6 protein-coding genes are annotated in these 18,708 nt (G+C 68.6%); 4 read left to right on the top strand and 2 right to left on the bottom strand.

Translation table 11 applies throughout. The features are described from left to right. The first annotated feature begins 15 nt into the window (after positions 1-15). Both ACIP5Y_RS23530 and ACIP5Y_RS23525 read left to right on the top strand, forming a co-directional pair. Positions 16-6,435 (top strand): SDR family oxidoreductase, encoded by a 6,420-nt coding sequence (locus tag ACIP5Y_RS23530; protein ID WP_400352714.1) that lies wholly within the window; start codon positions 16-18, stop codon positions 6,433-6,435. A gap of 2 nt (positions 6,436-6,437) precedes the next feature. Then, positions 6,438-13,988: a beta-ketoacyl synthase N-terminal-like domain-containing protein gene (locus ACIP5Y_RS23525; RefSeq protein ID WP_400352712.1), complete on the top strand. Its 7,551-nt coding sequence runs from the start codon at positions 6,438-6,440 to the stop codon at positions 13,986-13,988. Positions 13,989-14,048: 60 nt separating this feature from the next. Here ACIP5Y_RS23525 and rfbC read toward each other — a convergent pair whose 3' ends face one another. Further along, positions 14,049-14,618: a dTDP-4-dehydrorhamnose 3,5-epimerase gene (rfbC, locus tag ACIP5Y_RS23520; RefSeq protein ID WP_400352710.1), complete on the bottom strand. Its 570-nt coding sequence runs from the start codon at positions 14,616-14,618 to the stop codon at positions 14,049-14,051. Positions 14,619-15,191: 573 nt separating this feature from the next. On the opposite strand from rfbC, the gene ddaH reads away from it, so the two are divergent. After that, positions 15,192-16,040: a dimethylargininase gene (gene ddaH / locus ACIP5Y_RS23515; RefSeq protein ID WP_400352708.1), complete on the top strand. Its 849-nt coding sequence runs from the start codon at positions 15,192-15,194 to the stop codon at positions 16,038-16,040. Positions 16,041-16,059: 19 nt separating this feature from the next. Beyond that, the gene (locus ACIP5Y_RS23510; RefSeq protein ID WP_400352706.1) at positions 16,060-17,580 is read left to right on the top strand and encodes an amino acid permease; all 1,521 of its coding nucleotides are present in this window, start codon (positions 16,060-16,062) and stop codon (positions 17,578-17,580) included. Positions 17,581-17,697: 117 nt separating this feature from the next. Here ACIP5Y_RS23510 and ACIP5Y_RS23505 read toward each other — a convergent pair whose 3' ends face one another. Further along, complete coding sequence (locus ACIP5Y_RS23505; RefSeq protein WP_400352704.1) at positions 17,698-18,546, bottom strand: hypothetical protein; 849 nt, start codon at positions 18,544-18,546, stop codon at positions 17,698-17,700. Positions 18,547-18,708: the final 162 nt, after the last annotated feature.

Raw genomic sequence — 18,708 nt, 5'->3', positions numbered from 1 at the left:
GTGCTGGAGGTCTTTATGAGCGACGCAGGCCGCGTCCCCGTGGCGATTGTCGGTATGGCAGCCCTCATGCCGGGATCGCCCGACGTCGGCGCTTTCTGGGAAAATATCGTGCGCGGCCGTGACCTGATCACGGATGTGCCGAAATCCCACTGGCTGATCGAGGACTACTACGATCCCGATCCGGCGGCGCCCGACAAAACCTATGCCAACCGAGGCGCGTTCCTGCCGGAGGTCCCATTCGACCCCATGCGCCACGGCCTTCCGCCGCAGCTCATGGAGGCCACCGACCCCGGCCAGCTGCTCGGCCTGACGGTCGCCGACGCCCTCCTCAGCGATGTGCTCGACAACCTGACCGGGCCCATCGACCGCGAGCGCACCGGGGTTATTCTGGGCAACGGCGGCCTGGGCCTGATGGGCACCATGGACTCGCGCCTGCAGCGGCCGGTATGGCTGAACGGCCTGCGGGAGAGCGGAGTTCCCGAGGACGAGGCGCAGCGCATCTGCGACCGGATCAGCGCCGGGTTCGTGCCGTGGCAAGAGGCGAGCTTTCCGGGGCTGCTGTCGAATGTGATCGCCGGACGGATCACCAACCGGCTCGATCTGCACGGCACGAACTGCACGGTCGACGCGGCCTGCGCCGGATCACTGGCCGCGCTGACCGCCGCGGTGAACGAGCTGTCCCTCGGGCAGGCCGACCTGATGTTCACCGGTGGCGTGGACGCCCTGAACACACCGCTGATGTTCGTGTGTTTCAGCAAGACTCCGGCACTGTCGCCCTCGGGTGACTGCCGGCCGTTCTCGGCGGAGGCCGACGGCACCTTGCTCGGGGAGGGGCTGGGTATGGTCGCGCTCAAGCGCCTCAGCGACGCCGAGCGCGATGGCGATCAGATCTATGCGGTGCTGCGGGGAATCGGCAGCTCGTCGGACGGCAAGGGGAATGCCATCTACGCTCCGGCGCCGGCCGGTCAGGCGCGAGCGCTGCGGCGCGCGTATGCCGCGGCGGGCTACGGTCCGGAGACCGTCGACCTGATGGAGGCGCACGGCACCGGCACCAAGGCCGGTGATGCCGCCGAGTTCGCCGCGCTGTGTGAGGTTTTCGGCGAACAGAGCGATGGCGGGCCCGGACAGTGCGCACTCGGTTCGGTCAAATCCCAGATCGGGCACACCAAATCGGCGGCGGGTGCGGCGGGGCTCATCAAAACGGTGCTGTCCCTGCACAATACGATCCTGCCGCCGACCCTCAAGGCCGAGCATCCCAATCCCGCCCTCGGAATCGAAGCCAGTCCGTTCTACCTCAATGGGTCCGCCCGGCCCTGGATCAGCGCCCCCGATCGGCCGCGGCGCGCCTCGCTGTCGAGTTTCGGGTTCGGCGGCAGCAACTTTCACGCCACGCTCGAGGAGTATCGCCCGGCGGGAAACGGCCGCAAGCCACCACTGCACCGGACTTGTCCGGCCGAGCTGATGCTGGTCTCCGCGGACGATCCGGCGGGTCTGGCCGCCGCGGGGCGCGAGCTACTCGAATCCGGTTCGGCGAGTGAGATCGCCCGCGTCGCGCAGGCCCGATTCGACCGCGGTGCCGGTATGCGCTTGGCGGTGGTCGGGGCCGACGCCGACGAGCTTCGCAAGCAGTTCGACACGGCCCTGGCCACGATTACCGAAAATCCCGGCCGCGCTTTCTCGATCGGCACCATGAGCTACGCGTCCGGTCCGGCGGTCGATGAACACTTGGCTTTCGTGTTTCCCGGACAGGGCGCGCAATACGTCGGCATGGGCGCGGACGTCGCGATGACATTCCCTGCCGCACGCGCGGTGTGGGACAGCGCGACCGCGCTGTCTTTCGACGATACCTCGCTGCCGCGCGTGGTCTTTCCGCCGGTCTCGGCGGATCCGGAAGTGGTTCGGGCGCAGCAGGAAACGCTGACCGACACCCGCTGGGCACAACCGGCCTTGGCGACACACAGCCTGGCTCTGCTCGCGGTGCTGAACGAGCTCGGCGTCACGGCACAGTGCATGGCCGGGCACAGTCTCGGTGAACTCGTCGCACTGTGTGCCGCGGGTGCGTTCGGCGAGGCCGATCTGCTTCGATTGGCCCGTCGCCGAGGCGAACTCATGATTTCGGACACCGCCGAACCGGGCGCCATGCTGGCGGTGGAGGCGACCGGAGACCGGACCGCGGCACTCATCGCAGGGTCGAGCGAGCTCTGGCTCGCGAATCTGAACCGCCCACTGCAGACGGTGGTGTCGGGAACGCGCTCGGCGATTGCGGATTTCGCGGCGAAGCTCTCGGCCGAGGGCATCACCGCACGGCGACTCGACGTGCACACCGGGTTCCACAGCCCGCTCGTCGAATCGGCGACCGACCCGTTGCTGTCGTTCCTGCGGAATGTGGAGGTGCGCACTCCGCGCGTCGAGGTCTACGGAAACACCGATGCGCGACCGTATCCCGGTGATGTCTCGGTCATCCGCGAACGTCTCGCGCAGCATGTCGCCGCGCCCGTCCGGTTCGTCGACGAGATCGAGGCGATGTACGCCGCGGGCGTTCGCACCTTCCTCGAGGTCGGCGCGGGATCGTCGGCGACCGGGATGATCGGCGCCATCCTCGGCGACCGTCCGCACCACGCGATCGGGCTCGATCGGCGCAATCAGAACGGTGTGACCGCGCTCGTCACCGGGTTGGGCCGGCTGGCCGTACTGGGGATTCCGATGGATTTCACCGCGATGTGGACACCCCACGGTGACGGCCGCGACGACGAGCGACCTGCGGCCGCCATGACGATCCCCCTCAACGGCGCCGCATATCAGCACCGCTACCCGCCACAGGACGGTGTGCTCGCGCCGCCGAACCCGGAGCGACCCACCGTCGCACCGGTATCCGCGCCGGTCGCACCGATAGGAGCGCCGGTCGCACCGACCGCCGATCGGGTCGCACCGATATCCGCTCGACCGGGAGGTGCTGTGGCGCAATCCAACCCGGAGCCGCTCAGCGTCTCGTCAACCCCTGCCCGTCTCGACAATCCGGGAGCGATCGTGCCTACCGAACCTCAACCGTCGCCCGTCACCGCGACCTCGTCCGGCCGTTTCGTGAACGGCGACTCCGCCTGGCTGGAACTTGTAGCGGACACCCAACGGCAGACCTCCGACGCGCACGCGTCCTTCCAGGAGGCACTGCTCTCCAGTCACCAGGCGTTCCTGCAGATGGCCGAGCGCACACTCGGGCGGCTCGCCGGTGTCGCCACCTCGGACGAGTGGACTCCCGCGCCGAATCAGCGCCTGGTCGCGATGCCGCCGGTCGCCCAGGCGACCGAAATCGGCAGCGCCGTCGCGCCTCCGGTCGATCACGAGGTCATCGCACCGGCCGCCTCGGCACTCACCGAGACTGTGGGTCAACCGGACCAGCTGCCCGCGGTCGCTCCGACACCTCGTATCGAGACGGCGAGAGCCACCGCATCTCCGACGACGGCACCGGTGGAACCCACTGCGCCGGAGCCGAGTCGTGCGATCGCCGGTGGCGGGCCGGTGGTGTCGGTGCCGTTGATGCTGGAAGTACTGTCGGCCAAAACGGGTTACCCCGCCGAACTGCTGCGCGGGGATATGGATCTCGAATCGGAACTGGGTGTGGATTCGATCAAGAAGGTCGAGTTGTTGTCGGCGGTGCGGCAGCGTGTTCCGGGGTTGCCTGCGTCGGATTCACCGGAGATGGCGGAGATGTTGAAGTTGCGGACCGCCGACGCGATCGCCGCGGCATTATCGGCCGCCGCGGGAGGTGGGTCCGAATCCGGTGCGCCGGCAGCAGGTGCCGCAGTCGCTGTGGTGAACGGAGCTTCGCCGACGGATTCCGCGACTGCCGCTGGCGGTGGTGGTGCGGTGGTGCCGGTGCCGTTGATGCTCGAGGTGCTGGCGGCCAAAACGGGTTATCCGGTCGAGTTGCTGCGTGGGGATATGGATCTCGAGTCCGAGTTGGGTGTGGATTCGATCAAGAAGGTCGAGTTGTTGTCGGCGGTGCGGCAGCGTGTTCCGGGACTGCCCGCGTCGGATTCTCCCGAGATGGCGGAGATGTTGAAGTTGCGGACCGCCGATGCGATCGCCGCGGCGTTGACGGCCGCTGCCGGGGGCGGCGGCGGAGGCGGAACCGAGCAGGCGGAGTCGCGCACCCCTCGTGGCTCGGCACCTGATCGCGAGCCGGCGCCTGATCGCGAGCCGACTCCGTTGCGGCGGCTTGCTGTTCGCGCGGTTCCTGCACCGGCCTGCGGTCTGGCCATGGCCGGCCTGGACGACTCCACGGTCTGTGTCGTCGACGGTGGCAGCGGGATGGCCGCCGCGGTGACCGAGGCGTTCATCCGGCGCGGGGTCAAGGCCGTCACCGCGAGCGGTGCGGCGAAACCCGAGGGCGCCGTGGTCCTGCTGGGCGGATTGGCCCGGCATGCCGGGCCCGAACGCGGCCGGGATCGGCTGCGTGAGGCATTCCGGTGGGCTCGCGCGGTCGCGCCAGTGATGGAGCGCGACGGCGGGTTGTTCGTCACTGTCCAGGACACCGGTGGCAGCTTCGGAATCGAGGCGGCCGACCCGGACCGGGCGTGGCTGGGCGGATTCGCGGCACTGGCCCGCACCGCGGGCCGGGAGTGGCCGGCGGCGGCGGTCAAGGCCATCGATATCGCTCGCGGGCAACGGGATACCGAGAGCATTGCCGAAGCGATCGTGGAGGAACTGATAGCCGGTGGACCGACCGTCGACGTCGGGCTGGCGGCAGACGGCGCTCGCTCGACGCTGACGCTGACCGAAATCCCGGCCACCCCGACGGCCGACGCCGCCCTGGGCGACAATGCGGTGCTGGTCGTCAGCGGCGGCGCCCGCGGCGTGACCGCGGCCACGCTGCGCGATCTGACCCGCCGGACTCGGCTCCGATTGGCGATCCTCGGCCGCACCGCCCTCGCCGAGGAGCCGGCCGAACTGGCCACTGCCACAACCGAACAGGCGCTCATCGGGGCGCTGGCGGCCTCGGCCGCCCCGGGGGCGACGCCCGCGCAGCTCGCCGCCCGTGCCCGGGAAATCCTGACCGCTCGCGAGGTCCGGCAGAACCTGGCGGACCTGCGTGACAGCGGGTCGCAGGTGCGCTATATCCCCGCCGACATCACCGACGCCGACGCCGTCGAGGCGGCACTGCGGGAGATCCGGCAGCAATGGGGACCCATCGAGGGCATCGTTCACGCGGCAGGTGTCGTCGCGGACAAGCGCATTGCCGACAAGAGCGACGATCAGTTCGAGCAGGTGATGGCGACCAAGGTCGACGGTCTCGAGCTGCTGCTCGACGCCACGACCGCCGATCCACTCGCCTTGATCTGCGTGTTCTCTTCGGTCGCAGCGCATTTCGGCAATGTCGGCCAGTGCGACTACGCCATGGCCAACGAGGTGCTCGATCAGGTCCTACGCGCCCAGCAGCTCGCGCGACCCGAATGCCTGGTGCGATCGATCGCCTGGGGCCCCTGGGACGGCGGCATGGTCAATCCGCAACTCGCCGCGCATTTCGCGGCGCAGGATGTCGCGCTCATTCCCTCGGCCGCCGGAGCCTCCGCGTTCACCACGGAGCTGTACACCCGGGACGGCCTCGCGCATGTTCTCATCACCGCCGGCGACAAGTCGCTGCCCGCGCCGGCCGGCGGCATTCGTGCCGGAGTCCGGGTGGACGTGTCACTGTACGAGCCGCTGGCCGATCACGCGATTGCCGGAAAACCGGTACTGCCCTTGGCATTCGCCATGGAATGGTGCTGCGCCATCACCGCGGCGGCACAGCCGGACGGCGGGACCGTCGTGCTGCGGGACCTCTCGGTCCTGCAGAAGGTGGACACCTCCGCCGAACCGCTGCTCACCGTCGAGGCGGAGCCGGTGGCCGAAGGTCTGTCGTTGACGCTGCGCTCCACTCGTCCTGCCCCGCACTATCGGGCTTTGTCGCCCTTCGCCGGCGCGAGTGCCGCGGTGCCTTCCTGGTCGATCCCCGGGGGGCTGCCGATCGACCCCGCCACGGTCTACGACGGCACCCTCTTGTTCCACGGTCCGCGCCTGCAGGCCTTGCGCGGCGCCATCAACGTCGGCACCGACGGCGCTGTCGCCGACGTGACCGGCGCCCGGGAACTCGGCTGGCCCGCGGAGGATCACTGGCTGAGCGATCCCGTCGCGGTGGACGGTGTGCTGCAGCTGGCCGTGCTCTGGGCCGAAAGGACCTCGGGTCTCATGACTTTGCCGATGGGAGTCGGCGAGATCCGGCTGCACCGGCTCGGGGCGGCCGAGGGTCCGCTGCGGTGTGTGCTGCGCCGTGGCACGCGTGATGGCGACCGTTTCGAATGTGACGCGGCGCTGATCGATGCCGCCGGAACGGTGCGCCTGGAAATGCTGGGCATCGTATTGATCGCACGGCCGTCGCAGCCGAAGGGCAAGGCGTGACCGTGACGAGCTTCGAGCCGATAGCGATCGTGGGGCAGGGTTGTGTGCTGCCCGGTGCACTGTCGCCCGAAGAACTGTGGTCCGGAATCGAAAAGGGACAGGTATCGCTGACCCGGGCCGATCCCCGGCAATGGCGACTGCCCGACGACTGGTCCGAACTCGAGGCGATCGAAAGGATCCCCGGGACAGGCGGATTCGTCCACGGCTTCGATGACGTATTCGATCCGGACGGGTACCTGGTTCCCGGCAGCGAGGTCCGAACCTGGGATCCGGCCGCGCAGTGGCTGCTGCACGCTGCGCGGTCCGCCATGGCGCCGGTTCCGGACGGGATCGCCTCCGAGCGGCGCGGCTTGACGGTCGGTTGGCTCGGCTACCCTTCGCGCAGCCAGGCGGATTATGCCGAACAGGTCTGGCAGGCAGGGTTTCCCGAGCATGCGAGAGTGATTCCGGGGTCGGGCGACGCGGATCCCAGCGGCCGGTTCGGTGCCGGTCTGCTGGCGGGCCGGGTCGCGCGGGCACTCGGGTTGAACGCCGACACGGTCGCCTTGGACGCCGCCTGCGCCTCGGCGCTGTATGCGATCAAACTCGCCTGCGACCGCCTCCAGGACCGCAGCGCCGATCTGATGGTCGCCGGCGGGGTGAGCGGTTCGGACGGATTGCTGATCCATCAGGGCTTCGCCGGATTGGGGGCATTGAGCCCGAGCGGACGCAGCCGCCCGTTCCATCGCGAGGCCGACGGCCTCGTACCCGCCGAGGGCGCGGCGGTCGTCACCCTGATGCGGCTGGACGACGCGCGGCGCGGCGGCGTCGACATCCTCGGCGTGATTCGCGGGATCGGCCTCGCCAATGACGGGGCCGAGGGCGGCTTCCTGGTGCCGATCCGAGACGGACAGGAAAGAGCGATGCGCGCGGCTTACGCTGCGGCGCAAATAGATCCGGCCACCGTCACGCTGCTCGAATGCCACGCGACGGGAACACCGGTGGGCGACGGTGTCGAGTTGGCAAGTGCGGCGGCGGTATTCGCCGACGCTGCGGATCTGCCATTGGGATCACTCAAAGGAAATCTCGGACATCTGCTGACAGCCGCGGGTGCTGCCGCGGTATTGAAGGTCGTCGCCGCGATGCGGCACGGTGTCCGTCCGTCGAGCGTCGGCGGCGACGAGCCGCTGTCCGCGTTGCGGGACGGGCCGTTGCGCCTGCTGCACGCCAGCGAGGCGTGGCCGGCGCCACGCCGGGCCGCGATCAACGCATTCGGGTTCGGCGGCAATAACGCTCACCTCATTCTCGATGCCCCCGACATCGACGTGCCACGCCGTGCAGAACCGGCGCGGCGATCCACCTCCGACGCCATCGCGGTGGTCGGGCTCGGCGCGCGGGTCGGTGGCGGCGAATCTCTCGGAGACCTGCAACAGGCGCTGCTGACCGGCGTGGGCACCACGCAGCGGGACGAGGTGTCGGTGCGGCTGGACGGATTGCGGTTTCCACCAATGGATCTGCGTCGCGCCGCGGCTCAGACGCTGGCGCTGGAAGCCGCCCGGGAGGCCGCGACGGATCTCCGGCTACCGCGCAACACCATGGTGCTGGCCGGTGTGGAGTGCGATCCGGAGGCGGCGCGCGGGCAAGCCGCCGCGCGGCACGCCTGCTGGGCCGCCCACTACGGATCCGAATCCGTCGTGGACGCGGGTGCGGACTTCTCCGCCGCGCAGATCACCGGGGCGATGGCCAATATCTACGCCAATCGCATCGGTACGCATTTCGACTTGACCGGACCGGCATTCGCGCTCTCCGGTGACGAGGCATCCGGGGCACTGGCGTTGGCGGAGGCGGCTCGGGCCCTGCGGCACGGGGAGGTCGACGCCGCGATCGTGGCGGCGGTGGACCTGTCGGTGGAACCGGTTCACGCTGCCGCTCTGCGTGCGATGGGTGATTCGGTGCAACCGGGTGACGCGGCTGTCGTCCTCGTGCTCCGCCGCCTCACGGATGCCCGGGCAGCAGACGAAGAGATCTGGGCCGTCCTGGATTCGGACGCTCCGGCCGAGGATGCCGACCTGCGCATCGGGCCCGGCACCGAATTCGACCCGGCCGATCTGTTCGGCAGTGCGCATGCCGCGCGCGGGCTGACCGGCGTCGCCGCCGGTGTACTCGCACTGCGGCATCGGGCCCGGTTCCAGGTGGCGGCGGCGGCGTATCCGGCGCTCGCTGCCGAGACGGCGGATATCTCGATACCGCGACTCGGGGGGACGCCACAGCGACTCCGGCTGCGACGCGGCACCCGCGCCCCCGGCGTCGCCACCCGGCCGGAGTTGCACGTATTCACCGGTAGCGACGCCGCCGAGGCGCTGGCAGCGCTGGCGGCCGGTCGGGCCGGTGGCTCCGGGCCGGCGCGGCTGGCGGTGGTCGCACCCTCGATGGCGGCGGCCGTCGAGCGCGCGCCCGCGGCGCGACGGTGGTTGCGCGAGAACGGAATACGGCCGCCGGGAATGGCATTTCGCGCGGCCCCGATCGAGGGTGATATCGCGTTCGTCTTCACCAATGGATCGGCTGCTTCGCCCCGGATGGGCCGCACACTGTTGCTCGCCGCGCCCGGGATCGTCGATGGCGTCGCGGATCGATTCGGTGACTTGTCGAAGGCGATCGGCTGGGCGTACCGGGGCACCGGGCGACCGGATGACTCGCTGGATCAGATCCAGGGCGTCACGGTGGTGGCTGCCGTGCAGGCCGCGATCACGGGCGAGGTCTTGGGGCTGAAACCCGCAGCGGCGGTCGGGTATTCGTCGGGGGAGTCCACAGCACTGCTGGTGATGGGTGCGTGGACGGAACCGGCACGGATGAACCGGCGCTTCCGGGCCACCGAGATGTTCACCCGTGATCTCGGCGGCGAACTGCGTGCGGTGCGGGCGGCGTGGGCGCGGCTCGGGGTGACCGGGACGCGCTGGGCGACCTATCTGGTGAACGCCGACGCGGGACGCGTGCGCGCCGTGATCGAAGGGCAGCCCGCCGTTCATCTCATGACGATCAATTCGCCCGAAACCTGCGTGGTGGGCGGGGAAGCAGAGGCCTGCGCGCGAGCCCTGTCCGAATTGGGCGCCGTGGCGATACCGGTCGACTACGACCTGGCCGCGCACGCACCGGAGCTCGAGCTCGTGCGCGACGAGTGGTATGACCTGCACTTGCAGCCGGCGCGGCCGGTGCCGGGGGTTCGTTTCTACAGCGGAGCGATCGGGGAGCCCTACGAGCCGACCTCGGATCGGATCGCTCAGGCGATCACCGATCAGGGCCTGGGCACCATCGACTTCGTCGCGCTGATCGAACGGGCCTATGCCGACGGCGCCCGGGTGTTCGTCGAGCACGGGCCCGCGGGGCTGTGCACCGGCTGGATCAAACGGATACTCGGCGACCGTGAGCACGTCGCGGTCGCGCTGGACACGAATCCCGACGACGCTGTCACCGGCCTGTACCACGCCGTGAGCGAACTTGCCGCGGCCGGTGTGGAAATGGATACGGCGGCCCTCGCCGCACTGTTGAGCCCGCTCACGTCCCGCGAGCCGGAGGATGCGCGCCGCCTCGTGACGCTGCCCGCGCATCCGGCGCCGGTGCGGTTGATGATGCGGACGATGACCGAAACCATGATGGCGGCACCGGCATTGAGCGATATCGACATCGACCAACCTTCGGACCGTGCACCGGTCGTCGCTGCTCGGGTGACCGCGGCGACGGTGGCCGCACCCGCCGGCCGAAGCGGGACGACGGTGGCCACACCCGCCGACCGAAGTGGGACGCGGGCACTGATCAAACATCAATTCGGCCTGGTCGCTTCGGCGCACGCCCGCCACCTTGCCCTGTTGGGCTCGGCCCAGACGGACTACCTGAACCATCGGGACCGGCTGCTCGACATTCTCTTCCTGCAGCGCAATGGAATACCCGCCGAACCGGTCACAGTCGAACCGCCGGGCGTCGACCCCACGCCCGACGAGAGCCTCGACGAGGCGCCGAGCGAGGTCCAAGTCTTGCGGCCCGGCCCGAAATTCGACCGCGCACAGCTGGAATACCTTGCCACCGGCCGAATCTCGGCACTGTTCGGCCCGGCTTTCGCGGTGCAGGACGACGATCGACGCCAGACCCGGATGCCCGCGCCGCCGATGCTGCTGGCGGACCGGATCACCGGCATCGACGCCGAACCCGCCACCATGGGGACCGGCACGATCTGGACCGAAACCGACATCACCACCCGGAGCTGGTTTCTCGATCACGTCGGCCGCATGCCCGCGGGCCTGCTCATCGAGGCCGGTCAGGCGGATCTGCTCCTGATCAGCTGGCTCGGCGCCGATCTGCAGAATCGTGGCAACCGCGTCTACCGGCTCCTCGGCTGCGATGCGACCTTCCACAGCTCACCCCCCACCGCGGACACTCGCCTGGACTTCGAGATCCGGATCGTCGATCACGCCGCGAACGGGGCGCAGCGGCTGTTCTTCTTCGAATACGACTGCCGCGCAAACGGACACCGGCAACTGTCCGTCCGCAACGGCCAGGCCGGCTTCTTCACCGACGAAGAGCTGGCGAGCACCGGCGGAGTGCTGTGGGACCCGGCCGATGACACTCCCGAGGGCACAGTGGATCCCGCCCCGCTGCGCAGTGGACGCACCGCCTTCGACGCCGGCGAACTCGCGGCCTTCGCGGCGGGCAGGGCGGACGAATGCTTCGGGCCCGAATGGGTGATGACCCGCACGCACGTGCGAACTCCGCGGATACCCTCCGGGGAAATGCTCCTGCTCGGGCAAGTCACCGCCTACGATCCGGACGGCGGTCCGTGGGGCCGCGGCTATCTGTGCGCCGAAACGACTGTCCGGGAGTCGGATTGGTACTTCGGCGGCCACTTCCACAATGACCCCTGCATGCCGGGAACGTTGATGTTCGAAGGCTGCACGCAGGCCATGTCGTTCTATCTGTCCGCCGCGGGATTCACCGTTTCCCGCGACGGCTGGCGATTCGAGCCGGTCCCGGAAAAGCCCTACACCATGCGCTGCCGCGGCCAGGTCACGCCGGCCAGCCGCAATGTGCGCTACGAGGTCTTCGTTTCCGGCCTGTCCGCCGAGCCCTATCCGACACTGACCGCCGACGTGCTGGTCACCGTGGACGGTGTCAAGGCGCTGCACATTCGCGATCTGGGAGTGCGCCTGGTACCCGACTATCCGCTGAACCACTGGCAGCAACTGGGATCGGCGATCACCCAGCAGACCGGGGACCCGATCCCGCTGCCCGCACTCGGTGGCCTGGTCGGCCATCGGGAGAAGAAGCCGGTGGCCGAGATCGACGGCTTCCCGGCCGGATACCACTCACTGCTGGCCTGTGCATGGGGACGCAGCAGCGAGGCGCTGGGACCGGCCTGCGCGGTCTTCGATGACGGACTGCGGCGCGGGCCCCGGCTCCCCGGGCCGCCATACCATTTCATGACCAGGATCCACGAGGTCGACGGCCCGTATGCCGGATTCACCGTGGGCAGTAGCGCGGTCGTCGAATACGACGTGCCCGATCAGGCCTGGTACTTCACCGAGAACCCGGGCACGGTCATGCCGCTGTCGGTGCTGATGGAGGTCGCGCTCCAACCGGCGGGCTGGCTCGGCGCCTACGTGGGCAGCATGCTGCGCAGCGACATCGAGACCTTCATCCGCAACCTCGACGGCGACGTCGTGGTTACCGCCGAGGTCACCCCGGCGGCACGCACCATCAGCACACGGGTCGAACTGGTGTCGGTATCCGAGCTCAACGGCATGATCCTCGAATCGTTCCGGATCGACTGCCACGTCGACGGCACACCACTCCTGCACGGCACCACCGCCTTCGGATACTTCACCTCCGCCGCCCTCGCCCAGCAGATCGGAATTCCGCCCGCACAACAGGATCTCGACGCGATCACCGTCCGCGGTGACCTCGAGCCGGCGGCACGGCCGGGACTGCCGGGGCCGATGCTGCTGATGCTGGACGAGATCACCAGCTGTCGACTGGACGGTGGTAGAGCGGGCCTCGGCCGGATCATCGCCCGCAAGGAGGTCGACGCCGGCGAGTGGTTCTTCAAGGCCCACTTCTTCCAGGACCCGGTCATGCCGGGGTCGCTGGGCGTGGAGGCGATCGTGCAGGCCGTTCAATGGCTCATGCTCGCGCGCGGTCTCGATGCGGGGATGAACGATCCGCGATTCGAGGCCGTGGCGCTCGATCAGCCGTTGCGGTGGAAATACCGTGGCCAGGTCATCCCGACCGACGGCACCGTGACCGTCGAGGCGGACCTCCTCGAGATCGTCGACGACGCCCCGCACTCCCGGACCGCGTACGCGGAAGCCTGGTTATGGGTCGACGGCCGACGCATCTATCAGCTGCCCAGGATCGGTGTCCGGCTCAAACCCGCTGACCCGCACCGGCGTTCGTTCGAACACCTCGATCTGACCACCGACATCTGGCTGCGCGATCACCGTCCGACCTACACCGTGGCGACGCTGCCGATGATGTCGATCGTGGACCGATTGTGCCGTGCGGCAACCTCGTCCGACGCGGCCTCGACCATTCACGTTCCCGAGGTCACCCTCAGCCGGTGGGTGCCGGTCGCACCGACGGCCGTACTGTGCACCGACGTCGACATCGAGAGCGGTATCCCGACAGTGACGCTGTCGGCTTGGCGCAGTGCCGCCCGGCACGAGCTGTCACGCTTCGAACCCGTGGTGACCGCGAGCATCCGCACCGACCCGGGACCGCGACCGGACCCGTTCCCGGCACTGACGGATGCCGAACCGGTCCCGGACCCCTACGAGACCGGCGAACTGTTCCACGGACCCGCGTTCCACTACATGAGTGAACTCGTCGTCGGATCCTCCGGTGCCACAGCGGTTCTGGACACCCACCGCGGCACCGTTCCGCCGGGACTCCTGTCGCAGGGCATACTCGACGCCCTCACCCATGTCATCCCGCACGCGGGTCCCTGCCGGTGGAGCACCGACATCCCCGCCGACACCGTCCGATTCCCGCAGCGCATTCTCGACCTCCGGGTCTTCGAGGCGATCCCGGCGGACGGCGGGTTCCGCGCCGAAGCCCGTTTCGCCGGATTCGACAACAACGATCCTGCCGTAGATCTGCAATTGATCCATGAGGACCGGGTCATTCTCGCACTCCGCTTGGTAGAGCGAGCATTTCCACTCGGCGCGCTCGCCCGGGCCACAGCCGCCGAACGACGCGCGTTCCTGCGGGACGCGGACCCCGCCGGTGGAGCGGGCCTGTCCCGCACCGACGCCGCCGGAATCACCGAACTGGACACGAATACCGTCCGAGCGTGGGATTCCCTGGTAGCCACCGTGGAACAGGTATGGGCCCTGCCGCCCGGACTCGATCCGGACGACCGCGCCGCCGCGATCGCCATGAAAGAACACGTCGCCCGCCTGACCGGCACGCATCCGCGGAATGTCCACTGCGATATCCGAAATGGCTGTTGCGACACGGACGGCAGCAACTTCGTCCTGCACATCGACAAGCAGCCGGGAATCGTCCGAGTGCGCAGCATCGGAAGTTGAGCCGACTTCCGACCACCGCGGAGTTCGCGGACTCCGGGGGAGGGCCGGGGCGTGAGGCGTTCAGGCCCGGGGCGTGAGGTGATGGGCGGCGAGCAGCTGCTGCCAGGATCCCGCGCGTGCGTCCCGCTCCGACACGACGGTGATCGGCTGCGGCCACTCGATGGCCAGATCGGGATCGTCGTAGACCACGCCGAGATCCTCGGCGGGATCGTGCGGGCGGTCGATCCGGTAGCAGACATCGGCCACCGAGGTCAGCGCCTGGAAGCCGTGCAGGAACCCCGGCGGCACGTAGAGATGACGGAAGTCCTTGTCGTCCAGCAGGAATGCCTGTTTCCGGCCGAAGGTCGGGGAGTCCGGGCGGATGTCCACCAGCACGTCGTGTACCGCGCCGTGCGCGCAGCGCACCAGTTTGGCCTCACCGCGCCCGGCCCGGCCGTGCATGCCGCGCACCACGCCGCGGTAGGACCGCGACTGCGAATCCTGCACGAAGGTCGCGGACAGGCCGGGGATCCCGAGATGCTCGTCGAAGACGCCGGCGTCGAAGGTCCGGGTGAACAGTCCGCGCTCGTCCCGATAGGGCTGCGGCGTCAGCAGCAGGACATCGGCCAACTCGGTCGGTTCGATACGCACCAGGTCATGGTGCCTCACCCGATTGCACCGATTCGCAGAGGACGGCGCGAGTCGCGGATGCGTACCTGCCGTGAGCGGCAGGCGGGGACATCCGCGGACGAATCAGGGCGCCGGCGGCCAAGACCTGCCCGGGGTCGTGGCCGGGGGCAAATCGGGGTTACGTTGTTGTCAGGTCGGCAAACGAAACCCCGCCGGCCTCGGCCTCGCAGCCAGCATTGGGAGCATGACTGCAGCCTTCGCCAGTGCCGCCAGGATCTCGCGCTCCTGGCGGCACTGCCGTGTCGAGGCCGGTGCTGACAGGCTGTTCGGCGGCTGATCGGCTTTTCGGGGTGAGAGTGGGGCCGTTTCGCGGCCACGAAGGTGGGGTCGCCGGACATTCCGGTTTTGTGCGTATTTCTTCGTCGTAAACACCGAGGGCCGAAACGATCGGCTGGGTCGAAGGTGACTTAGGCTGGCGGTCATTCGTAATCAGTATCGGCGAAATGTGTTGCCGTGCAGGCTATTCCTTATGGACGAGTGCGGTTGTGGCGCGCTCGGGCCGGATGTCGTTCGGACGATGGGAGGGAGCATTGAATGCCGCCAACAACTGCCGAGGGCGAATTCGTGGACGGTCGCAGGATTCGGGTCGCTCAGCCGCTTCGGTTCATCATGTGCCGGCCCGATCACTTCGAGGTCAGTTATGCCATCAACCCCTGGATGGACCCGGGCGCACCGGTCGATCGCAGAGCGGCTGTCCGGCAGTGGGAGCGACTCCGCGACACCTACCGGGAATACGGGCACACGGTGGAGACCGTGGCGGGTGTCGCGGGGCTGCCCGATATGGTCTTCGCCGCGAATGCCGGGATCTGTGTCGGAGACAAGGTGATGGTCGCACGGTTCACCCATCCCGAACGGCAGGGGGAAACGGTCGCCTACGCGAACTGGTTCCGGGCCGCCGGATACCGCCGGATCGTGCAAGCCGCCGAGGAGAACGAGGGGGAGGGCGACTTCCTGATCGCCGGGGACATCATGCTGGGGGGCACCGGATTTCGTACCTCACCCGCCTCCCATCAAGAGGTGACCAGGTTCTTCGGTCTACCCGTGATCCCGCTCGAGTTGGCGGACCCGCGGTTCTACCACTTGGACACGGCGCTGTGTGTGCTGGACGCATCGACGGTGGCGTATTACCCACCGGCATTCAGCACGGCCAGTACCACGCTGCTGCACAGGCTTTTTCCCGACGCGATCATCGCCACCGACGCCGATGCGGCCGCGTTCGGGCTCAATGCCGTGAGCGACGGGCGGCATGTATTCTTGCCCGCCGCCGCAAGACATTTGCACGCGGCACTGCGCGAGCGGGGATTCCATCCTGTCGGTATCGACCTGTCCGAGCTACTCAAGGCCGGCGGCAGCGTCAAATGCTGCACCCTGGTGCGGCACTGAACGGGAGAGGACACTGCCGGTGATCGCGGAGAATCCATTACACAGCGCACAGGTCAGGGACTTCACGGACGAGGAGTCCGGCTACAGCAAGGGGCTCACCGCACGGCAACTTCAGATGATCGCGATCGGCGGCGCGATCGGCACCGGCCTTTTCCTCGGCACCGGAGGATGGCTGGCGCGCACCGGACCCGCACTGTTTCTCGTGTTCGCCGTGTGCGGCGCTTTCGTATTTCTCATTCTGCGGGCGCTCGGCGAGCTGGTGCTGCATCGCCCATCGTCGGGTTCGTTCGTCTCCTATGCCCGCGAGTTCTTCGGAGAGAAAACAGCCTTCGTCGTCGGCTGGACCTACTTCATGAACTGGGCCATGACAGCCATCGTCGATGTCACCGCCATCGCGGCCTACATGCGCTTCTGGGGCGCGTTCCACGCCGTACCGCAGTGGGTGATCGCACTGGTCGCACTCGCCGTCGTGCTGATCATGAATCTGGTGTCGGTGAAAGTGTTCGGGGAGCTCGAATTCTGGGCAGCGCTCATCAAGGTCGTCGCGCTGGTCGCCTTCCTGATAGTAGGGACGGTCTTCCTGGCGTGCCGGTTCGAGATCCAAGGCCAGCGCACGGGTGCGGGTGTCATCGCGGATTCGGGCGGGTTGCTGCCGGCCGGGCTACTCCCGCTCGTGGTCGTCACGTCGGGTGCGGTGTTCGCGTACTCCGCGGTCGAGCTGGTCGGCACGGCGGCGGGAGAGACGGAGAATCCGGCGAAAGTCGTTCCGCGAGCGATCAACTCCGTTATCGCTCGCATCGCCGTGTTCTATGTCGGTTCGCTCATCCTGTTATGCCTGCTGCTGCCTTACACCGCTTACCGGGCCGGGGAGAGCCCGTTCGTGACCTTCTTCGCCAAGCTCGGTTTCGACTGGGCCGGGACGGTCATGAACGTCGTCGTGCTGACGGCGGCCGTGTCCAGCCTCAACGCCGGCCTGTACTCGACGGGCCGAATACTGCGGTCGATGGCGATGAACGGCAGCGCACCGGTCTTCACCGCCCGGATGTCCCGGAACGGCGTCCCCTACGGCGGTATCGCGCTGACCGCCGTGCTCGCGCTGGCGGGCGTCGGGCTGAATGCTGTGGTGCCGGAACAAGCTTTCGAGATCGTGCTCAATATGTCGGCCTTGGGGATCGTCACCTCGTGGGCCGCGATCGTGGCCTGCCAGCTGCGGCTGCATCGATTCTCGGAAGCGGGGACCCTCCGCCGGCCCAGGTTCAGAATGCCGGGCTCGCCCTACACCGGCTACCTCAGTCTGGGATTCCTTGCGGCAGTGGTGATCCTCATGGCCGTCGACTACCCGGTCGGCACGTGGACGGTCGCCTCCGCGGTCTCGGTGGTCCCGGCCCTTGTCGGTGGTTGGTATCTCGTTCGCGGTCGGGTGATGGCGATCAAGGACGAGAGGCTCGGGTATACCGGAGAATTCCCGGTCATCGCCAACCGGCCGTGGGCTTCCGGGCTGCCGCCGATGGTTCACGACCAGGACGAGCCTCCGTGCTGACGGCGTCCTCGCCGGTGGATCGAGGGTCGGATAGCGGACACACCGCAATCGGATAGCGGACACACCGCAAGGCGGGTTCGGCGCCGCGCTGCGCCGAACCCGCCGCTCATGCGGAAATCAGAACGCGGGCAGCTGGACTCCGAACGCCGCGGCAAGATCGGTGCCCGCCGTGTTGATCTGCTGGACGGCGGCTGCGATCGGGTCGGCCTGCACGGGCGCGTCGGTGTCGGTCACGAGCGACGAAACACCTTGCACCGCAGCGGATACGGGCGCCGACACCTCCTTGGGCGTCAGCTCGTCATTGGCGTAGAAGTCGGCGGCACCGATGGCAGTGCCCGCCAGCGCGCCCACTCCGGCGCCGACCAGGGCGCCGACTGCCGCGCCGAGCGGGAAGGCGATGGGCGCGGTCGCGGCCGCACCGGTCGCGGCACCGAGAATCGCACCGGTGGTGCCGCCGATGGCCAGGCCGATGGGGAACCCGAGCGCAGCGCCGATGGGGGCGCCCACAATGCAACCGACCCCGAAGTACGGCAGGCCGACCAGGCAGCCGACGCCGGCGCCGATGGCCGCACCGGCGAGACCGCCGGCCGCCATACCCACCAGTCCTACTCCGCCGGCACCGACGATGGCGCCCGGCAGTGTCCCTGCGGCGCCGCCGACCACGGCGCCGATGGTGCCGCCGATGGCGGCGCCGCGGGCGGCACCCGCGCGAGCCGCATTGTCGATGGTCACAGGCTTGGTCTTGACGTCGGTCCGCAAGTTCTGGGTCGGATCGGCCGCGGCAGCCGCCGGGAGGACGACGATACTCGGCTGCGCGACGGCGACAGGCTGCGCGGCGGCGACCGGTCGTTCGATGGCCGTGATGGGGGCAGCGCCGGCCGCAGGTGCGGTGGCAGCACAGACCGCGAGGGGAATCGCGGCGGCGAACATGGCCACAGTGACCAATTTCGGCGTGGTGATGCTCATGAGATTGTTCCTTCGAGTGATGCGCCGTAGGCGCGCTGATGAACGCAAACCAGCATGCGGATCAGCAACCCGGTCGCTCAACGCCGTTCGGTCGGAACGCCGGAATTTCTGCAGGCCAGGGCGGGCAGTCGAGAATTCCGGTGCGGAAACTCGTGAGTGGAG

Source organism: Nocardia sp. NPDC088792 (assembly GCF_044750615.1).
Taxonomy (GTDB): Bacteria; Actinomycetota; Actinomycetes; order Mycobacteriales; family Mycobacteriaceae; genus Nocardia.
The sequence above is the reverse complement of the archived record's forward strand: the minus strand, read 5'-3'. Positions and strand labels throughout refer to the sequence as shown.

Excerpts from the sequence above, each read along its gene's own strand:
- ACIP5Y_RS23530 (WP_400352714.1), top strand. The coding sequence starts at position 16 with ATGAGCGACGCAGGCCGCGTCCCCGTGGCGATTGTCGGTATGGCAGCC.
- ddaH (WP_400352708.1), top strand. The coding sequence starts at position 15,192 with ATGCCGCCAACAACTGCCGAGGGCGAATTCGTGGACGGTCGCAGGATT.
- ACIP5Y_RS23505 (WP_400352704.1), bottom strand. The coding sequence starts at position 18,546 with ATGAGCATCACCACGCCGAAATTGGTCACTGTGGCCATGTTCGCCGCC.